At 50.9% G+C, this 20,038-nt stretch carries 19 protein-coding genes; 17 read left to right on the top strand and 2 right to left on the bottom strand.

Annotated features, from left to right (window positions below; all coding sequences use genetic code 11):
* Positions 1–8 precede the first annotated feature (8 nt).
* The gene (locus K6V98_RS02300) at positions 9–467 is read right to left on the bottom strand and encodes a PTS sugar transporter subunit IIA (protein ID WP_222198933.1); all 459 of its coding nucleotides are present in this window, start codon (positions 465–467) and stop codon (positions 9–11) included.
* Positions 468–883: 416 nt separating this feature from the next.
* On the opposite strand from K6V98_RS02300, the gene K6V98_RS02295 reads away from it, so the two are divergent.
* From K6V98_RS02295 to K6V98_RS02280, 4 genes are all read left to right on the top strand, one after another.
* A complete protein-coding gene (locus tag K6V98_RS02295) occupies positions 884–1,414 on the top strand; it encodes an FmdE family protein (RefSeq protein ID WP_222198932.1) in 531 nt (176 codons plus the stop codon).
* Positions 1,415–1,479: 65 nt separating this feature from the next.
* Positions 1,480–2,637 carry an ABC transporter substrate-binding protein gene (locus K6V98_RS02290; protein ID WP_222198931.1) on the top strand — a complete coding sequence of 386 codons (1,158 nt, stop codon included), beginning with the start codon at positions 1,480–1,482 and terminating at the stop codon, positions 2,635–2,637.
* Positions 2,637–3,725, top strand: coding sequence for a FecCD family ABC transporter permease (locus K6V98_RS02285; protein ID WP_222198930.1), 1,089 nt, complete (start codon positions 2,637–2,639; stop codon positions 3,723–3,725). The genes K6V98_RS02290 and K6V98_RS02285 overlap by 1 nt, the downstream gene beginning before the upstream one ends.
* Positions 3,718–4,482 (top strand): ABC transporter ATP-binding protein, encoded by a 765-nt coding sequence (locus tag K6V98_RS02280; RefSeq protein ID WP_222198929.1) that lies wholly within the window; start codon positions 3,718–3,720, stop codon positions 4,480–4,482. The genes K6V98_RS02285 and K6V98_RS02280 overlap by 8 nt, the downstream gene beginning before the upstream one ends.
* Positions 4,483–4,662: 180 nt before the next feature.
* On the opposite strand, the gene K6V98_RS02275 is transcribed toward K6V98_RS02280, so the two are convergent.
* Positions 4,663–5,853: a LacI family DNA-binding transcriptional regulator gene (locus K6V98_RS02275; RefSeq protein WP_222198928.1), complete on the bottom strand. Its 1,191-nt coding sequence runs from the start codon at positions 5,851–5,853 to the stop codon at positions 4,663–4,665.
* A 549-nt stretch (positions 5,854–6,402) separates the two neighbouring features.
* Between K6V98_RS02275 and K6V98_RS02270 the strand changes: the two genes are divergently transcribed.
* The 13 genes from K6V98_RS02270 to K6V98_RS02210 all read left to right on the top strand — a co-directional run bounded on the left by K6V98_RS02270 (position 6,403) and on the right by K6V98_RS02210 (position 20,009).
* Complete coding sequence (locus K6V98_RS02270) at positions 6,403–6,717, top strand: PTS fructose transporter subunit IIB (protein WP_222198927.1); 315 nt, start codon at positions 6,403–6,405, stop codon at positions 6,715–6,717.
* A gap of 21 nt (positions 6,718–6,738) precedes the next feature.
* Entirely contained in the window at positions 6,739–7,779 is a 1,041-nt protein-coding gene (locus K6V98_RS02265; protein ID WP_222198926.1) for a PTS fructose transporter subunit IIC, read from the top strand.
* Between the two features lie 131 nt (positions 7,780–7,910).
* Positions 7,911–9,185, top strand: a complete 1,275-nt coding sequence (locus tag K6V98_RS02260; protein ID WP_222198925.1) for a class II D-tagatose-bisphosphate aldolase non-catalytic subunit — start codon at positions 7,911–7,913, stop codon at positions 9,183–9,185.
* Positions 9,186–9,213: 28 nt separating this feature from the next.
* Complete coding sequence (locus tag K6V98_RS02255; RefSeq protein WP_222198918.1) at positions 9,214–9,897, top strand: transaldolase family protein; 684 nt, start codon at positions 9,214–9,216, stop codon at positions 9,895–9,897.
* A gap of 69 nt (positions 9,898–9,966) precedes the next feature.
* Positions 9,967–10,788 (top strand): transketolase, encoded by an 822-nt coding sequence (locus K6V98_RS02250; RefSeq protein ID WP_222198924.1) that lies wholly within the window; start codon positions 9,967–9,969, stop codon positions 10,786–10,788.
* A 2-nt stretch (positions 10,789–10,790) separates the two neighbouring features.
* Complete coding sequence (locus tag K6V98_RS02245; RefSeq protein ID WP_222198923.1) at positions 10,791–11,732, top strand: transketolase family protein; 942 nt, start codon at positions 10,791–10,793, stop codon at positions 11,730–11,732.
* A 380-nt stretch (positions 11,733–12,112) separates the two neighbouring features.
* Positions 12,113–13,129, top strand: coding sequence for a LacI family DNA-binding transcriptional regulator (locus tag K6V98_RS02240; RefSeq protein ID WP_222198922.1), 1,017 nt, complete (start codon positions 12,113–12,115; stop codon positions 13,127–13,129).
* Positions 13,130–13,458: 329 nt separating this feature from the next.
* Positions 13,459–14,145 carry a ribulose-phosphate 3-epimerase gene (locus K6V98_RS02235; protein WP_222198921.1) on the top strand — a complete coding sequence of 229 codons (687 nt, stop codon included), beginning with the start codon at positions 13,459–13,461 and terminating at the stop codon, positions 14,143–14,145.
* 87 nt (positions 14,146–14,232) lie between these two features.
* Positions 14,233–14,544 (top strand): PTS fructose transporter subunit IIB, encoded by a 312-nt coding sequence (locus K6V98_RS02230; protein ID WP_222198920.1) that lies wholly within the window; start codon positions 14,233–14,235, stop codon positions 14,542–14,544.
* 47 nt (positions 14,545–14,591) lie between these two features.
* Entirely contained in the window at positions 14,592–15,704 is a 1,113-nt protein-coding gene (locus K6V98_RS02225; protein ID WP_222198919.1) for a PTS fructose transporter subunit IIC, read from the top strand.
* A 60-nt stretch (positions 15,705–15,764) separates the two neighbouring features.
* On the top strand, positions 15,765–16,448 hold the full coding sequence (locus K6V98_RS02220; protein ID WP_222198918.1) for a transaldolase family protein: 684 nt from the start codon (positions 15,765–15,767) through the stop codon (positions 16,446–16,448).
* 285 nt (positions 16,449–16,733) lie between these two features.
* Positions 16,734–18,884 carry a molecular chaperone HtpG gene (htpG, locus tag K6V98_RS02215; protein WP_222198917.1) on the top strand — a complete coding sequence of 717 codons (2,151 nt, stop codon included), beginning with the start codon at positions 16,734–16,736 and terminating at the stop codon, positions 18,882–18,884.
* 105 nt (positions 18,885–18,989) lie between these two features.
* The gene (locus tag K6V98_RS02210) at positions 18,990–20,009 is read left to right on the top strand and encodes a Gfo/Idh/MocA family protein (RefSeq protein WP_371734512.1); all 1,020 of its coding nucleotides are present in this window, start codon (positions 18,990–18,992) and stop codon (positions 20,007–20,009) included.
* Positions 20,010–20,038 lie beyond the last annotated feature (29 nt).

Here is a 20,038-nt window from a genome sequence, read left to right as displayed (position 1 = left end):
TACGAGAGCTACTCCATGGCTGCTTCTTTAGCCTTTACCAGAGCTATGACCTCTTGGGGAGTTTGAGCCTGCTCAAGCTGGGTAAAGAAGTCCTCATCATTTAAGAGCTGAACCAAGGAGCGTAAGGCATCGATATGGCTATTACTATCGGTGGCGGCAAGGGGGAAGAGGAATTTCACGGGATCGTTTATTTCACTACCGAACTCGACCGGCTCCTTGAGGGTCACCATGCCAACGGCCGTTTGCAGAGCTCCACACTCAGGGCGGGCATGGGGAAAGGCAACATGTTCAGTGATGACGATATACGGACCGAGCTCATGGATGCCGGAGATGACAGCATCGATATAGCCTTCAGTTATCTTGTTTGCATCGACCATGGGGCGCATTGAAACGCGAACGGCATCTTCCCAGTTTGATGCCTCAGCATTAAGCAGAACCAGACGCTCATCAATCAAATCGCTTAGCATGTGTTCGAGCCGCCTTTCATAACCGGTGAAAGAGAAGCGCATACAGAGTAAACGTGCGCACCGTTAGAATAGCTCAATTGAGCAGGTATCAGCTGCTCTGAGAGCATTTATTTCGACATGATTTGTATATACAAACGCCCGCTCGCCTCATATACAGGATGCTCACGAAGATTCCGATATGTATGCATGGGTTGATTTCTAACCCTTGAAGCATTGCGTTTCAATAGGCTCTAAAAATAACGAAGCGATACTAAAAAAATATGATAATGGTGAAGTTATATTTCAAAAAAATATAGAGGAATAGTGATTTTAACCATTCGCCGAAAGAAATAGGGTGCTCAACTAATCATTCGTATAATGGTGCTACGGTATGCTAAAAAATAATACTAGCAAGCGATAGCGAGTAAGGAGACACGATGAATCAAGAGAAGTGGGAAGCATGCGTTACCTTTCACGGACACGAGTGTCCTGGCTTGGCGATCGGCTACCGTGCGGCAGAGATTGCCGAAGAGTTCTTTGGTAGGAAGCTATCCCCAAAAAGCGACGAGATGATTGTATGCATAACAGAAAATGATGCATGCGGGGTTGATGCTGTTCAGGTCATGACGGGCTGCACGATCGGAAAAGGTAATCTCATTTTCCGCCCAACCGGCAAGATGGCCTTTTCGTTTTTCGATCGAGATACCGAGAAAGCAGTGAGGGTGCTGCTGAAACCCTTGAACAACGACGAAGATCGTGAAGCGAAGACCAAGCAGATCCTGGAGGATCCTGTCGACGAAGTTTTTATCGTCGAAACGCCGCACTATGGTGTTCCTGAACGGGCTCGTATCTTTCATAACGTGGTTTGCGAGCTCTGCGGTGAGACCGCTATGGAGCAAAAAATACGCATACAAGATGGTAAAAAAGTCTGCCTTGATTGCTTCAAGGACTATAGTCGCGGCTGGTAGTGATAGCTCTTAGGCGGAATAGATGCATGGGTTTGTGCCGAGTGAGGGGTAGGGGGCAATCTGCTGTGAAACGTAAGATGAAGACAAACGTACAACTGCTCAAACGAATACTTGTTGTGGGATTAGCGCTACTTGTTGCACTCGTTGCCTTGCCTGGATGTATGCCAAATAAGCAAGAGCATCCAGGATCCGGATCAGGTGGTCATGAGCAGACGAGCACACGAGTTATTACCGACGCGGCTGGGCGTGAAGTTGAACTGCCTGCTCGTGTGGAGAAAATCGTGCCACTTGGCAATACGCCCCGGATGATCGTGTATCTTGGGCTTGCAAAGAAGGCCGTTGGCATAGGTGGTTTACAGCGGGAAAATATCACCCCGCTGACTGCGTATGCCTATGCAACAAAGGATCTTTGGGCAGATCTTACCATTGTGGGTACCGATGCTGCTGGTGCGACTGATTACTATCCTGAGCAGATTATGAGCGTTCAGCCTGATGTAATCTTGTGCACCTATACTGCCGAGCTGGCAGATGAGATTCAGAGCAAAACCGGCATCCCTACCGTTGCCGTTCCTCAAGGCACGCTCTATCAGAAGGACTATGAACAGGCATTTCGTCTGATTGGCGAGGTCTGTGATGTGAAGGATCGAGCAGAAGAAGTTATTACGTATATCAGTGAGAGTCTTGCTGACCTCAATAAGCGTACATCGAACGTTCCTGATGCTGAGAAGCCTTCGGTTCTGGGAGCAGCGGCAACGTTTAAAGGGCCGCATGGTATAGATGGTGTGTACATTGATTACCCGGTGTTTACCGCTATTCATGCTAAGAGCGTGGCAGACGGCCTGAAGGTCTCAGGTTCTGCAATTGCAACTATTGTTGACAAAGAGCAGATTCTTGGATGGGATCCCGATATTCTTTTCTTAGATGCGGGCAACCTTAAGCTTGTACGAAAAGATCTAGCTGAGAATCCGGATTTCTATACCAAGCTCAGTGCATATAATTCCGGGGAAATCTATCAGTATCCCAACTCAACGTCGTATTTCTCCAATGTCGAAATTTCTATTGCGAACAGCTATTACGTAGGATCCATTATCTATCCTGAGCAGTTTAGAGACGTTGATGTCAAAAAGAAGGCGAGTGAGATATTTGAATTCTTCCTAGGGGATCCAGATTATCTCTCTAAGCTCAAAGAAGCAGGTTATGGCTATGGCAAGGTTGAGCTGTAGTGACCGTAAAGTCTGATCAGCGCTCTGAGTATTTGAGCGAATATAACCGCTTCATTCAGCGCAAACGCTTGGCGTTGATACTTGCCGCCGGAGCTACCATTGTGGTGGCTCTGGTGGCAGTGAGCGCTGGCTCCTTGAATATTCCCATCCCAGAAGTTGTGCAAGCATTTCTTGGTAGTGGCAACCCCATCTATCAGACGGCAGTGCTGAATATCAGGTTGCCACGCGTGCTGGCTGCAATACTAATAGGCGCAATACTTGCAGCTTCAGGCTCGGTCATGCAGTGTGTGCTTCAAAATCCGCTTGCCTCTGCATCAACGCTCGGGGTATCGCAGGGCGCTGCCTTTGGAGCGGCAGTGGGATTGGTGGTATTTGGGGGAGGCATGGTCAATTCTGACTCTGCTGCCACAGCCATATCGATTAATAATCCGTATATCGTTACAACCTGTGCTTTCATCTTTGGCTCCCTCTCAACTGCAGTCATTATTGTGTTGTCGCAGTTCAGAAAAGATCTTGGCCCGACAGGTCTGGTGTTGGCGGGCGTGGCACTGAGCTCTCTGTTTGGAGGAGGGCTTACCTTGCTGCAGTACTTTGCAGACGAAACCAAGATCAGCTCCATTGTTTTTTGGACATTTGGCAATCTTGGATCTGCAGGCTGGATAGAAATAGGCATTCTGGTAGTTGTGCTTGCGGTAGCGCTCATTTACTACCTGGCTAATCGCTGGAACTACAATGCCATGGAAGGTGGGGTTGATACAGCAAAAAGCCTTGGCGTAAATTCTTGGGCAGTGATGCTCACAAGCCTTGCCATCTGTTCGCTTTCTGCAGCTGTTGCCGTTTCCTTCGTGGGCATTATTAGCTTTGTGGGCTTAATTGCTCCTCATATTATGCGCCGATTTGTAGGGAGCGACTTTCGGTATCTCTTGCCCGCCTCGGCAATCGCAGGCTCTTTGTTGCTGGTTCTTGCCGATACCTTTGGCAGACTGGTGATCGCGCCGGTCATTTTGCCCATCGGAGCGATTACATCGTTTCTTGGGGCACCAATGTTTTTGTTCCTGCTGCTTCGAGGACTCAAGTCACATGTTTGAAGTAGATGCACTCAGCTTCTCGTATGGACGAGAATCACAACGGATTTTGGACGAGATCAGCTTTTCGGTTCGCAAGAACGAATGCGTAGCGGTTCTGGGCAATAACGGTGCGGGCAAAAGCACCTTGCTGAAATGCATTGACCGCATATACCCTGCCGATGAGGGCATGGTTCGGGTGGATGGACAGAATCTCTACGATATGTCGAAGCGAGCCATGGCTCAGCATATTGCCTACGTGCCCCAAACAGCTGCAACCTCGGGTTCTATGACCGTTTTTGACACGGTTTTGCTTGGCAGGAGACCATATATTACTTGGGATGCGACTACTCAAGATAAAGAGATCGCCATTGATGTTATTGAGAAAATGGGCATGAGCTCCTTTTTACTGCGCAATGTTTCTGAGTTGTCTGGCGGAGAGACGCAAAAAGTTATGCTCGCACGAGCTCTGGCGCAAGAGCCAAAGATCTTGCTGCTTGATGAGCCAACCAGCAATCTTGACCCATGCAACCAGCATGAGGTGCTCCATCTTGTTCGAAGGATCGCCAAAGAGCATGACACCTGTGTGATCATTATCATTCACGACTTGAACCTAGCAATTCGATACTGCGATAAGTTTTTATTCCTAAAAGACTCAGGCGTTTACGCGTTTGGGGGAGTCGAGACCATGACTCCAGAAGCTATTGAGCAGGTATATGGGATTTGCGCTGACATTATTGAGCACAAGGGGATGCCGGTCGTTGTTCCCTATATCGGGTAGCGCTGTGCCGCAGATGTCCGAGCTGCGTCTGAGTGCCTATTCGCTGGCTTGACTGCGCTTCGCGTACTCCCAGCAGTGTCAGAACGCATATACGCTGGCTTGGCAACGTCTCATGCACGCCAAGCAGAGACGGAGCGCCTATACGCTGGCGCGGCTGCGTCTCGTGTGTGCCACGCCGCGTCAGGACATCTTTACGCTGGTTGAGCCTCGCCAAATAATTTCACAATCGAGGGCTTGTTGGTGCGTGCCGGGAATCTCGCTACGTTCCGCAGGGCTTCTGTGAGGAGAGCCTGAGCCGTGTTTGCCGGCATCGCCTTGAGCCTCGTTGCTCCGCGTACTGCTTCGATGTGCTGTGTCGCTCTCGGCTGGGGTAGTGCTTTCATCAATGTGTTTCTCGGAGGCATCTCCCTGCTGTTTGAGAATATTGAGCAGCATCTTACATGCCTGAGCGCCTTCGAGATTTACCGGTTCAGCTATAACGCTGACGGGAGGATCAACCAAATCAGTCCACTCGGTGCAGTTCAGCCCGATGAGTCCAATTTGCTTTGGCATGAGGTGCGCCATAGGCTTGAGCGCCTTATAGATACGGGGAAGCGCCCATTGGTTTTGAACAAAAATGAGGCTGCGACGTGCGGGGTTTAGCTTGTACTGAAAGTATTCTCTGAGTTTTGCCACCGAAGGTGTGTCATGCGTTATAGAAAGCATTTTGTATGTGCGCCTGCGCGCCGAGAGTGCATCGACAAAGCCTTGGAAGCGCTCAATGCGCGAGCGGATCGTCGTTGTATCGGCAGCAACGCAGATAAAGTCCTCGTATCCCGCGTCAATAAGCTCGGTTGTTGCTCGATAAAACCCGTCATACAGATTCGTTTTTATCCACGTTCCTTGCAGGTCATACGCAGCGAAGTCAAAACAGACCAGAGGTGTTCCCGTTTTTTCAATGCGCTCGGTAACCACTTTAAAGTTTTGCGTGGGCTGGATAATAAAGCCATCAACACCCATGGAGAGCATCTTCTCCACATACATGATTTCAGTCTCAGGGTTGAAATTGCTCGCGCAAACAATCGTGGCGTATCCATTGGCAAGGGCAACGCGCTCAACACCCTCTAAAAACTTCCCTGCCCAGTCATTTGCATTGTCTTTGATAATGATTGCAATGACGTGCGTTTGTTTTCCTGAAAGACTGCGTGCTTGCGCACTTGGAATATAGCCCGTTTCTCGAATGACGTGCTCAATGCGTGCTTGAGTTTTCTGCCCGAGTTTTTCTAGGCGGCCATTTAAGAAATAGGAGACAGATGCGGTAGAAACTCCTGCTGCCTGAGCAACATCAGATATGGTAACCCTCGATGCGGCCTCTGCCTTTTTCTGCACCATAGCCCCCTCCTGTATCAGCCGATAGGGTAGCAGACTGGCGATCTTTTCGGGGGTATTGAGCATCGCGGGCTCGATGCGTACCAAGTTGGACGGAGCGAAGGCACGGTTGACGTATGCTGTTTGAGCATCGCGAGACTGATGCGTGCCAGGGTAGGCACAGCAAAGGCGTTGCCGACGTTTCCTCTATGGACATCGGGAGCCTACTGCGCCAAGCTGGAAGCACCGAGGCAGAAGTTTGAGTGAGATGCTTTGCCCATACAGCGCGAGCGATGATATGAAGAAACGATGCCTCCCGCCGTTAGCAGAAAGATAAAAGAAAAATCTTGACTTTTCCGCTCGGCAATTCTTTGTCATGTAGATTCATTAGTTAACGCATTAACTAAAATCCTAAATTCAGCTATCTATCAGGCCTTTTACCGAATCAGCCTGGCCTTTCGCACGCTTTGCTCAAGATAATGGCCTCATCGGAGCGCGTGGGGCGAGGGTGAGAAAGCTTACCGAGGTCTGCCCCCGCGATGAGACGAGATGTCCCAAAGAGAGGGGAACGGTATGAAGATCGTCGCAGTAGCAGCATGCACGGTGGGAATTGCCCACACCTATATGGCTAAGGAGGCCATTGAGAAAGAGTGCACACGTCGCGGGTTTGAATACAAGGTTGAAACCCAAGGCGGCATGGGCATTGAGAATGAGCTTGAAGACGAAGACGTCGCTGATGCCGATTTCGTCCTTTTAGCAGTTGCAATTGGTATCGAGGGCGAGGAGCGATTTGAAGAGATGGCCGATGCAGGCAAGGTGCTCACGGTCGATCCCGCTCATGTCATTGGTCATCCCGTTGAGGTTATTGACGAGCTTATTGCTCTGTAGGACTCGAAAGGAGAGCGATCCATGTTCAAAAATATCGGCAAGGATCTCGTCAAAGCATTTAATACGGGCGTGTCCTACTTTATTCCTGTGGTTGTTATTGGTGGTGTCTTTCTCGCGTTCTCCCTGGCTACTGGCCAGGCGGGAGACGCTGGCATGGAGATCACCAATCCGGTGATGAAGAATCTGAATGCCATTGGTATGGCCGGCATTCATATGATGATTCCGGTACTGGCGGCCTATATTGCCTATTCCATTGGAGGCAAACCAGCACTTGCTCCCGGTTTTGTTCTGGGATACCTCGCTAATAACCCAGTAGAGATTAACGAGACCAATGTTTCTACAGGTTTCTTAGGTGCCATGCTCTTAGGTGTTGCGGCAGGATACTTCATCAAATGGATGAAGACGTGGAAGGTAGGCAATACCGTTCGCACCATCATGCCGGTTCTCATTATGCCAACGCTTTCTGCGTTGGCGCTTGGCATGGTCTACATCTATGTTCTGGCATATCCCATCAGCCTGTTTATGGGTTGGATGACTCAGATACTTTCGAGCTTAGAAGGCGGATCTGCAGTCGTGCTCGGTGCGGTCATTGGACTCATGACTGCGGTAGATATGGGAGGTCCCATCAATAAGACCGCTTCAACCTTCACCATGGTATTGATGGCGGAGCATATCTATATGCCAAATGGGGCATTCCGTGTTGCCGTGGCTGTACCGCCGTTGGTATGCGGCATTGCTTCGCTTATTGCGCGGAGTAAGTATGAAGAGGCCGATCGCCAGCTGGGAATTACGGCGATCTTTATGGGTCTCATCGGTATTACTGAAGGTGCAATTCCTTTTGCCGTGAAGGACCTGAAGCACACGTTGCCTGCCATTATGAGCGGCTCTGCGGTAGGCGCGGCGCTTGCAGCGTTCCAAGGAGTTGAATGCTTTGTTCCGCACGGCGGCATGATTGTTGTCCTTGCTACGAGCAGCCCGCTCTTATTCACCATTGATATGGCAATCGGTGTTGCCGTTGGTGTGGTTCTCTTGGTTGTTATGAAGCCAAAGCTCGAGAAGTAATTTTTGAATATGAGGGATCGGGGGCAACTCCGATCCCGTCTTATGCATGAAGCAAGTCGTTGTACATGCACGGTATCCGCCTGCTTTAGGCGAGCGGTTCCATACGTCATGTCGAGAAAAAGGAGTAACGCATGTCAGATCTTACGATTCGCGAAGCCGTACAAGGAATGCTCAAGTTGGTGGAAACGGGAGATCACGCCACGATGGTGGGCATTGGTCCTATGAGTCCAAACCTCATTCAGGCCGTGTTTGAGCTGGCAAAGGATGAAGACTTTCCTCCGATGTTTATTGCATCGCGAAACCAAGTCGATATGGACGAAATGGGTGCTGGCTATGTGAATGGTTGGGATCAGTTCCGCTTCGCAGCTGATATTAAAAAGGTTGCCGACGAGGTTGGGTATATCGGGCCGTATTATCTGTGCCGCGACCACGGCGGTCCTTGGCAGCGTGACGAGGAGCGCAATGCCCATCTTCCAGAGGAAGAAGCAATGGAGCTCGCTCGTAAGTCGTTTGTAGCGGACATGGAGGCAGGCTTTGACCTGCTCATGGTTGACCCTACAAAGGATCCCTACCAGATTGGTAAGGTTATTCCTTTAGATGTGGTGCTGCGCCGGACCATCGATCTGATTGACTACCTTGAGCAGTATCGTCGCGAGCATGGTCTGCCCGAGGTTGCCTATGAGGTGGGTACGGAAGAAACCAATGGCGGCCTGACCTCAACCGAAAAGTATGAGGAATTCATCGCTCAGCTCAAGCCAGAGCTTGAATCGCGTGGCTGTCCTATGCCTACGTTCATTGTGGGCCAAACCGGCACCTTAACGCGCTTGACCGAGCAGGTTGGCCACTATGACTTTAAGGCAGCTCGTGAGTTGGCTGATATGGCCAAGCGCTACGGCGTTGGTCTCAAGGAGCACAATGCCGATTATCTGGATGATGCAACGCTTTTGGAGCATCTCCCGGCTCGTGTGACTGCCTCGAATGTTGCGCCTCAGTACGGTACCGAAGAGACCCGCGCCTACCTCAAGCTTTGTGAGACCGAGCAGATCTTGGTCGACAATGGACTTTGTGATGATCCTTCGAATCTTTATCACACACTGCTCGTTAAGGCCATTAAAACCGAACGTTGGCGGAAGTGGATGACAGGCGACGATGTGAAGCTGCGCGTTGATGATATTCTTAGTGATAAGGAGCTTTCGCTCAAGATTCTGGACATTTCGGGGCACTATGCCTTTAACGATCCTGAGGTAAAAGCAGAGATCGCCAAGATCTACGCAAACCTCGCAGCCCAGGATATTGACGGTAAGCGCTTTGTGATCGAGCACATTAAGCGCCCGATCAAGCAGTACGTCGTTGGGCTCAATCTGACGGGCGTAACGTCGCGGATCAGAAAGGCACTCGAGCAGTAAGTATTGGAGCATACGAAGGGATGCGCACATGAAATTCTTTATCGACACTGCTGATCTTGATGAGATTGCAGAGGCAAAGGGCTGGGGTTGTTTGGCAGGCGTTACTACCAATCCAACTCTGTATGCAAAAACCGGAGGCAAGCTTCAAGACTTTGAGCCTCATATGTTAAAGATCGCCAAGCTTTGCGAAGGCCTTCCAGTCTCTGCTGAGTCTACAGCCACCGATACCGAAGGCATGATTGAGGAAGGAAAGCGCTTAGCTGCCCTTGCCCCCAATATCGTGGTAAAGCTTCCGGTATGTGAGGCTGGCCTTGCGGCTTGTCGCGCTCTTGCCGATGCTGGCATTCGCGTCAATATGACTCTAGTTTTTTCTGCCGCCCAAGCACTGCTTGCAGCAAATGCAGGAGCTCGCTATATCTCTCCGTTTGTAGGACGCTTTGACGATATTGCAGAAGATGGCATCTCTCAGTTAGGAGATGTGATTGCCTGCATTGGTAACTATGACTGGTCAGGCAAAAACGTTGATGGTGAGGTAGAGATCATTACCGCCTCTGTACGTACACCAAACCACGTGGTACAAGCAGCTCTTATGGGAGCAGATATTGCAACCGTTCCTATGGCAGCTCTTAAGAAGTGCGTACGCCATCCACTCACCGATCAAGGTCTTGCATCCTTTGAGGCAGACTGGGCAAAGGTAGTTGCTGGCGCTTAGAATGTTTGAAGCGGCGGGGGCGAATATCCGTCCCCGCTTCTTTGTTGTTGATGGAGCGAAGGAGGGTTCATGCACGACGAGGAGTTGGTGCAGATCGCGCGAGAAGTTCGCCGTGGCATCTTAGAGGGTGTGCACGCGGCCAAGTCGGGACATCCCGGAGGATCGCTTGGTGCAGCGGAGATCTTTACCTATCTCTATTTTGAAGAGATGAATATCGACCCCAAAAATCCCCGCATGTCTGAGCGTGATCGCTTTGTGCTCTCTAAGGGTCACTGCGCACCGGGGCTGTATGCCACGCTTGCACATCGAGGCTTTTTCCCCAAAGAGGATCTCGTTACTTTGCGCCATATTGGCAGCCACCTGCAGGGGCATCCGAATATGAATGACACTCCCGGCGTAGATATGTCTACCGGCTCGCTTGGTCAGGGCATTTCTGCTGCAGTTGGTATGGCACTTGCTGCCAAGCATTGGGGAGATTCGTATCGCACCTATGCGCTTTTGGGTGACGGTGAGCTTGAGGAAGGCCAGGTGTGGGAGGCGGCCATGTTTGCCGGTAATCACGGCTTGGATAACCTCGTAGTGATTGTTGATCACAATGGTCTGCAGATTGATGGCACGATTGAGGAAGTAAATTCCGCCATGCCTATTGCAGATAAGTTCCGCGCCTTTAAGTTCCACGTTATTGAGCTTGCCGACGGCAACGATATGGCTCAAGTTCGTGCAGCCTTTGCTCAAGCGCGAACGGTTTCTGGCTCACCGGTCTGCATTGTGGCAAATACGGTTAAGGGCAAGGGCGTCTCTTTCATGGAAAACCAGGTTGGCTGGCACGGTAAGGCTCCGAACGACGAGCAGTACGAGCAGGCCATGGCCGAGCTCGTCCAGGAGGTGTAATCATGGCCGACGTACAAAAGATTGCTACGCGCGTAAGCTACGGCGAAGCCTTGGTGGAGCTTGGGGCTCAGCACGATGACTTTGTTGTGTTAGATGCAGATCTGGCAGCCGCTACGCAAACCGGAAAGTTTAAGGCCGCCTATCCGGATCGTTTTTACAACGTAGGCATTGCTGAGGGTCACCTCATGTCTATGGCTGCAGGTATTGCTACAACGGGGCATGTGGCCTTTGCGAGCACCTTTGCTATGTTTGCTGCCGGGCGTGCGTTTGAGCAGGTTCGTAATTCCATTGGCTACCCGCACTTGAATGTAAAAATTGGTGCTACGCACGCAGGCATTTCTGTAGGCGAAGATGGTGCCACGCATCAGTGCAATGAGGATATTGCGCTCATGCGTACCATTCCTGGCATGACGGTCATTGTTCCAGCAGATGATGTTGAGGCGCGTGCCGTTGTACGTGCAGCATATGAGCTGGAAGGTCCGGTATACATGCGCTTTGGTCGCTTGGCTACACCGGTTATTAATGATCCTGAGACCTATTCGTTTGAGTTAGGTCGTGGCATGGTCATGCGTGAGGGTACCGACGTGACCATTGTGGCCTGCGGTTTGATGGTTGGCCGTGCTCTTGAGGCAGCAGAGCAGCTTGCTGGTGAGGGCATTTCTGCTGAGGTCATCAACATCCATACGATTAAGCCCTTTGATGATGAGCTAGTAATCAAGAGCGCATCAAAGACTGGCCATGTGGTGACCTGCGAGGAGCATTCAGTCATCGGCGGCTTGGGTGCTGCCGTGCTCGATGCTCTGGCACCTACCTGCCCCGTTCCGGTGCGTAAGCTTGGCGTGAATGATGTCTTTGGCGAGTCTGGCCCAGCTGTTGATTTGCTAGACAAGTATGGCCTGAATGCCGAAGGTGTTATCAAGGCTGTGCGTGAAGTGCTGGCATAGGCTACTGGCCTGAGGTGGCGCTTACAGGCGCTGGGTTGCGTGCGTAAGGGTTGAGCGGTTTGTCTGCTCGAAACGTTGAGAAGGTTGTTTGAGCCTTTCGCACATCGGCAGTGATGTATTCAGTTGTTTGATCGATTGAGCGTCATATCCTCGCTCTTAGACATTTGTTTGAAAGCCTCCTTTTCTGTCGGCGATCACTGCCACAGGAGAGGAGGCTATTCGTACTTCTGTGCCAGCTCGTCTGTGTTGCTTTCTCGCTACATGCTAGGATGTCAGGCAGGTAAAGGATGAGATCTCATTGCGCCCAAGGTGCCCAGCGACCTGTGAGCTGGGCTGCCAGGTAAGGAGTGCACACGTGAACACGAGGCAGGTGGCAAGAGGTGGCGGATGATCGTCAGGTAACGGCAAAGGATATCGCCGAGATGTGTGGCGTCTCCGTTGCAACGGTATCTCGTGTTATTAATCAAAACGGCCGCTTTTCTCCAGAGACCGAGAAGCGAGTACGAGAGGCAATAGAAAAGTATAATTACCAGCCCAATTCGCTTGCGAAGGGCTTGCGCAAGAAGCGCAGTAATGTTGTTGGCGTGGTAGTTCCAAATATCTCAAATGAATACTTCTCAAGCATGATCCTTGCTATGCAGCAGGTGTTCTTTGAGAATGACTATTCAATTACAATTTTTAATACGAACAACTCGGTAGAGATGGAGCGCGCTTGTCATGCCCAACTTTCCGCCTTAAGTGTTGCGGGAGTGATTAGCGCGAATAGCCGTGAAGATGTTCGTGATGCCTTAAAGCGCGTTGTTCCAACCATTTACGTTGATCGATTTGTAGATACCGGCGTGGGTGGAAAGGTCGCATGCATTTCATCTGATAATCACCGAGGAGGCATGCTGGCAGCACAAGAGCTCTGGGAGAGCGGAAGCCGAAATCCTGTGGTGATTACCGCAAGTGCTGAGTCGCCGGTAACACAGGCGCGAACAGACGGCTTCCTTGCGGGTTTGCGCTCACTTGGCCTTGAGCTGGATCCAGATCGAATCATCTCGCCTGTTAAGTCCTCTATCGATGCTGGCAAAGAAATTGTTTCAAGCCTCATTGCAAACGGTGTGGAGTTTGATGGACTCTTTTGCGAGACCGATCGTCTTGCAGTTGGTGCGTTAGAAACGCTGAGCGCTCGCTATATGTTGGTGCCGGACGAGGTGGCAGTTGTTGGCTACGACGACATCACCTTAGCGCGATTTGCACGTCCGCCACTGACCACAGTGCACCAAGACTCACACAAAATAGGGGAACGAGCCGCATTATTGATGCTTGAGATGGTGCGGGGCGCTGAGCCCAAAGAGGCGCACATCACGCTTCCCGTCGGCTTGGTTCGTCGCGAAACCACACGGCGCGAGTAGACGCTGCAGACCCCATTAGGGACTCTCTATGCCGTATATGAGTAATCGTATTCTCAATTATTCAACGTGCAAAGCCTGGAAATCGTTCTAAAACACGTGAATAAAAGTCCGTAAACGGTCGGTATTTATCCGTGAACGGTCATTTTTCCCTTTCTGCTTGACCCCTGTTTGAGTAAACGATTACTCTACACCAAGGAATTGGGTAAAGGATTTCTCACTCTGCTTGCATGTGAGCGTACTGATCGTGAATGCGCTCATCGAACGTGCGCATCGAACTCGCGCCTGAGGGATCAAAAGCCTACAGACGTGCGTATTTCTAGGAGGATATTGTGACCAAGCCACTCATTGCCCCGTCGCTCATGTGTATTGATGTGCTTCGCGTAAGCCAGGAACTTCCTGTTATGGATCAGGCCTTTGATCTATATCACGTCGATGTCATGGACAGTCATTTCTGCCCCAATATGGCGCTTACTCCGGCCTTTGCAAATTCTTTGCGGAAAGCCAGCTCGATTCCAATGGATGTTCATCTGATGGTTGAGAATCCGACACTGTTCACAGAGATGTTTCAGCTCGGTGAGCAAGATTGCCTATCGTTTCAGGCTGAAACGATTGAGCGCAATGCATTTCGCTTGATTAAACGTGTGCGCGAGAAGGGCAATCAGTTTGGTGTGGTTTTAAGTCCTGCCACGCCGCTTGCTACAACCGCCGCTTATCTTGATCAAGTCGATATCTTAACGATCATGACGGTTGATACGGGCTTTGCAGGTCAGACCTTTATTCCTGCCATGCTGGACAAGATCGCCGAGGCGCGTTCGGTACGTGCGGAGCGTGGGCTGAACTTCAAGATTCAAATTGATGGACAAGTCAATATGTCAACGTATAAGACGTTGTATGAGGCTGGTGCAGACATTTTAGTTGTTGGCAACTCAGGCCTTTTTGATTTAAAGCCAACCCTTCCAGAGGCAATTTCAGAGTTTCATCGTCAGCTTGAGGATGAAACAGGCGTGGCGCTCTAGTTCGCCTAGATAACACAGGAGCGCTCGTTTCTTATTTGCAGTCGTTGTAGTCTGCCTGAAAAGGCTGAAATGTAAAGGAGATCAGTCATGAACATCGTTGGAGTTAGTGCGTGCACAGTCGGAATCGCCCATACCTATATGGCGCAAAAAGCCCTGGTGGATGCGGCAGTAGCTGCAGGGGATTCGATAAAGATGGAAACACAGGGCACGATCGGAATTGAGAATGCGCTTTCTGCCGAAGATATTGCCCAGGCAGACATTGTCATTCTTGCAGTAGACGTAAAGATAGCGGGAGAAGAGCGCTTCGAAGGAAAGAAGACCGTCAAGGTTCCCACTGAAATGGCAATCAAGTCACCTAAGAAGTTGATCGCAAAGCTCCATGAGCTGGCAGGCAAGTAGGTTCACATCAAGCTAGGAGCTGCTGGCTTATTGAGAAAGGTAAGACGATGAAAGATCTATTCAAGCGTCTCAATATTAAAGGTCATCTGCTGACCGCCATTTCTTACATGATCCCTGTGGTGTGCGGAGCAGGTTTTGTGATCGCTATTGGCATGTCGATGGGAGGCGGTGCTCAGGATTCGCTTACGATCGGTGAGTTCTCGTTCTGGGATTGCTTGGCAACCATTGGTGCCAAGGGCTTAGGTATGCTTCCTGCCATTATTGCAACAGGTATCGCATTTTCGATTGCCGGAAAACCTGGTATTGCGCCCGGTTTTGTAACTGGCATGATGGCGCAGGCAATTAGCGCGGGCTTCATTGGCGGCATGCTTGGCGGCTATCTTGCGGGATGGATTACACTGGCAGCACTGAGCTATATTAAGGTGCCTACGTGGGCAAAAGGTCTTATGCCGACCCTGATCGTGCCGTTTGTGGGCTGCTTGACGTCTGGCTTGATCATGGCGTATGTCATTGGTGCTCCCGTTTCTGCATTTACCGACTGGCTGACCGGAGTACTGACGAGCATGAGTGGGGCTTCCAATACCGTATTTGGTGCGCTTATTGGAGGTTTGTCGGTTATTGACTTTGGTGGCCCGATTAACAAAACAGTCTATGCATTTACCTTAACGCTGCAGGCAGAGGGTATTAACGGACCGGTGACTGCCTTGCAGCTCGCAAATACGTCTGTGCCTATTGGTTTTGGATTTGCCTACCTTGTTGCCAAAGCGTGCAAGAAGAATATCTTCACGAAAGGAGAGATTGAAAATCTCGAGTCAGCCGTTCCTATGGGTATAGTGAACATCGTTGAAGGTGTTATCCCAATCATCATGAACAATATGGCACGGGGCATTATTGCTTCTATGTGCGGTGGTGCTGCAGGTGGAGCTGTTTTGATGACCTTTACCCAGGGTGCTGGTGCAACGGTTCCTTTTGGCGGCTTCTTAATGCTTCCTACGATGGGTGGTCTTTGGTGGGCAGGACTTGCTGCAATCGCTACAAACGTTCTGGTGACAGGCGTGGTATATGCCTTAATCCATCCGCATGTGACTGAAGAAGAGGCTCCTGCAAATGCTGAGGCTGAAGAAGAAGATCTTGACCTCGACAGCATCGTAGTCATGTAGTTGCTCTCCCGAAATACCTGTAAGTTTGCTCTGAAGTGCGCATTTAGGAGATAGATACCTATGAAATTCTTTATCGACACTGCTGATCTTGATGAGATTGCAGAGGCAAAGGGCTGGGGTTGTTTGGCAGGCGTTACTACCAATCCAACTCTGTATGCAAAAACCGGAGGCAAGCTTCAAGACTTTGAGCCTCATATGTTAAAGATCGCCAAGCTTTGCGAAGGCCTTCCAGTCTCTGCTGAGTCTACAGCCACCGATACCGAAGGCATGATTGAGGAAGGAAAGCGCTTAGCTGCCCTTGCCCCCAATATCGTGGTAAAGCTTCCGGTATGTGAGGCTGGCCTTGCGGCTTGTCGCGCTCTTGCCGATGCTGGCATTCGCGTCAATATGACTCTAGTTTTTTCTGCCGCCCAAGCACTGCTTGCAGCAAATGCAGGAGCTCGCTATATCTCTCCGTTTGTAGGACGCTTTGACGATATTGCAGAAGATGGCATCTCTCAGTTAGGAGATGTGATTGCCTGCATTGGTAACTATGACTGGTCAGGCAAAAACGTTGATGGTGAGGTAGAGATCATTACCGCCTCTGTACGTACACCAAACCACGTGGTACAAGCAGCTCTTATGGGAGCAGATATTGCAACCGTTCCTATGGCAGCTCTTAAGAAGTGCGTACGCCATCCACTCACCGATCAAGGTCTTGCATCCTTTGAGGCAGACTGGGCAAAGGTAGTTGCTGGCGCATAAGGCCAAGCTTGTATACCTGTCTGTCTACGTTGTATTGCGGTGCGTATACCGACTTGATGCGTTGGTAGTGAAGCTATTCGCATAAGTGCAGCGCGCTCCTTTAGTGCCTGCAGTTGAAGGTTCCTTTTAGCGGCCTCCTTTCGTATCTAAGAGCTTAGAGCGAGAGGAGACCGCTTTTTTCTTGAGCATGCATATCTCAGCGCATTCAGGTTATAAGATCTAAGTCTGAATATAGTAGGTTTGCCACTTTGGCACTGGATCGTGCATGGGAAGGAACGTATTTGTATGCGTAAGTTCAAGACAGAGAGCAAAAAGCTCCTCGATCTCATGATCAATTCTATTTATACAAACCGTGAGATCTTTTTGCGTGAGCTGATCTCTAACGCATCTGATGCGGTGGATAAACTCAACTTCAAGGGTCTAACTGACTCGAGTGTGCAGGTAGATCAGGATAGCCTAGCAATTCGGCTTTCGGTTGATCCTGAGGCTCGCACGCTCACGGTGTCAGATAACGGTATTGGTATGACGGCCGATGAGCTTGAGCGCAACTTGGGCACGATTGCGCACTCGGGAAGCCAGGAGTTTAAGAGCGAAAATGCTGAGCACCAGGGCAATACCTTGGATATCATTGGTCAGTTTGGCGTGGGCTTTTATTCCGCCTTTATGGTTGCCAAAAAGGTTCGCGTGGTAAGCCGAGCCTTTGGCGAGGATGTTGCGCATGTGTGGGAGTCGGACGGCCTTGAGGGCTATACCATTTCTGAGGGCGAGCGTGAGACCCACGGTACCGATGTGATCTTGACGCTTCGTGATAATCTGCCTGGAGAGCAGGGCGAGCCTGGTGAGAGCTTTGAGACCTATCTCACGGAGTGGGGTCTAAAGGATCTGGTAAGGCGCTATAGCAACTATGTGCGCTATCCGATTCAGATGCTGGTGACCAAGAGCCGTCCTAAGCCTGAGCCTGCAAAAGACGATGAGCAGCCTTCGAGTTCTCAGACAACAGATGCGCAAGGAGATAGCAGCGCCGAACATGGCACAGCCAGCGCTTCGGATAGTGAGGGCAAGGCCGACGCAAGCGATGTCGCCCACGCTGCCGATGCCTCTTCCCATGCTCCCGAGTACGAGGAGTATGAGGAGCTTGAGACTTTAAACTCCATGACGCCCATCTGGAAGAAGCGCTCATCTGAGGTAGAAGATGAGGAGTACGCCGAGTTCTATAAGAGCACCTTCCATGACTGGGAGGCACCGGCGCGCACGATTTCTTTCCATGCAGAAGGTACCCTTGAGTACGATGCCTTGCTCTTCATTCCTGGCAAGGCACCCTTTGACCTCTATAGCCGCGAGTATGAGAAGGGTTTGGCGCTCTACAGTTCAAATGTCATGATCATGGAGAAGTGCGCTGACCTTTTGCCTGATCACTTTAATTTTGTACGTGGCATCGTAGATTCTGCAGACGTTTCCTTAAACATTAGCCGTGAAACCTTGCAGCAAGATCGCCAGCTGCGCGCGATTGCAAGCCGTATTGAGAAAAAGATTGGCTCTGAGCTTGCTGAGATGCGCGACAAGGATCGCGAAGCATACGAGACCTTCTTTGAGAACTTTGGTCGTGGGCTTAAGTTTGGTATCTATTCAAGCTATGGCATGAAGGCGTCCGAGCTGGCAGATCTCTTGCTCTTCTGGAGTGCTCGGGAAAACCGGATGGTCACGCTTGATGAGTACGCTCGCTCAATGCCGGCTGGCCAAACTGCAATTTACTTTGCTGCAGGAGATGACCGCACCCGCCTCTCCAAGATGCCCGTGGTACGCAGCGTGCTCTCCCGTGGATACGACGTGTTGCTCTGTACGGCAGATGTGGATGAGTTCACGCTGCAGGCCATGCGCGTCTATGAGGCAAAGGGTCTGCCGAAGGTCTTTGAGGATGAGACAGCACGTGCGGCTGCTGAGACTGCTGTGGCCGATGGCGCTGAGCCCGAGCTTGAAGATCGGAGCATTGAGTTTAAGAATGTGGCGAGCGGTGATATTGATCTAGCTTCAGAGGATGAGAAGAAGACCGCTGAGGAAGCAACCCGGGCACATAAGGATCTGTTCCAAGCCATGAAAGAAGCGCTGGATGGCAAGGTGGAGCGGGTCTCGGTATCTGCCCGCCTAGTAGATGCTCCGGCAGCTATTACCACAGAAGGTCCGGTCTCTTTGGAGATGGAAAAGGTCATGGCGCGAGGCCCTGAGGCTGAAGGTGCCGATCTACCCCGTTCGGTGCGCGTGCTCGAGCTCAATGCCGAGCATCCAGTCTTTGCCAAGTTAACAGCTTCATTTGAGCAAAAAGACCAGGAGCGTCTGTCTCTGTATACCGGGCTTTTGTATGATCAGGCGCTGTTGGTAGAGGGCATGCTGCCTGAGGATCCAGTTGCCTTTGCCGAACGTATCTGTGAGCTGATGTAAGGAGGCCTTATCGTGGGCGAGAAAACATGCAGAAGTAGCGAGCAATTACCTGGAGCTTCAGGTGCCTTAGATGCGGAGCAGGCAGCAAAGGCTGCCTTTGCCGCTGTGGCAGATCGCCCATTTCCGGCTGATATCTTTGCTGCTCCTCAGCTTACGTGGGCAGTTATTGGTTGCGGTGTTATTGCAAATCAAATGGCTCAGTCGTTAGCGCTGGCCGGTCGCGGTCTTGCTGGTGTTGCGAATCGCACATACGCGCGGGCAGAAGCCTTTGCCAAGACCTATGGCATTCCTCGCGTGTATGAGAGCTTCGAGGAACTCTACGCTGATCCTGAGATTGATGCGGTGTATATCACCACGCCTCATAACACGCATATCGAGTATTTGCGCGGAGCTCTCGCTGCAGGCAAGCATGTGCTTTGCGAGAAGGCAATTACGTTGAACTCCGCTGAGCTTACCGAAGCACGTGAGCTTGCTCGCACTCATGGCGTGGTACTCATGGACGCTACGACTATTTTGCACATGCCGCTGTTCTATGAACTGCGCCGCCGCGCGACCGAAGGAGACTTTGGCTCGTTCAACCTCGCTCAGGTGAATTTTGGCAGCTATAAGGAGTATGGCGACCTTACCAATCGCTTTTATAATCCTGCGCTTGCCGGTGGTGCCATGCTCGATATTGGCGTCTATGCCTTAACGATTGCTCGGCTGTTTATGACTAGCTGTCCTGCTGAGGTGGTATCGCTTGCGAATCTTTCGAGCACCGGCGTTGATGAGACGAGCGGTTTTGTAACGCGCAATGCTGAGGGCGAGTTGGGCATCTTTTCTCTTTCTCTGCACTCCAAGCAGCCCAAGCGTGCAGTCTTGAGCTTTGACAAGTGCTATATCGAGGTCAACTCCTATCCCCGGGCTGATCGCGCCGAGATTGTGTGGACTCACGATGGACACCGCGAGGAAGTATGTGTGGGCGAGGAAGCCTATGCACTGTGCTATGAGGTTGCCAATCTGGAGGCGGCAGTTGCAGGAGATGCACAAAAAGCAGGGCTTTTGGATATTGCTGCCGATGTGATGGAGATCATGACGCGCCTGCGTGCCGATTGGGGCGTGGTATACCCCGAAGAGCGGGTGTAAGGCTCAGGTGCAAACCTTACGAAAGCGCA

Source organism: Collinsella ureilytica, assembly GCF_019795105.1.
Classification (GTDB): Bacteria; Actinomycetota; Coriobacteriia; order Coriobacteriales; family Coriobacteriaceae; genus Collinsella; species Collinsella ureilytica.
This window is presented reverse-complemented; position numbering and strand designations above follow the sequence as displayed.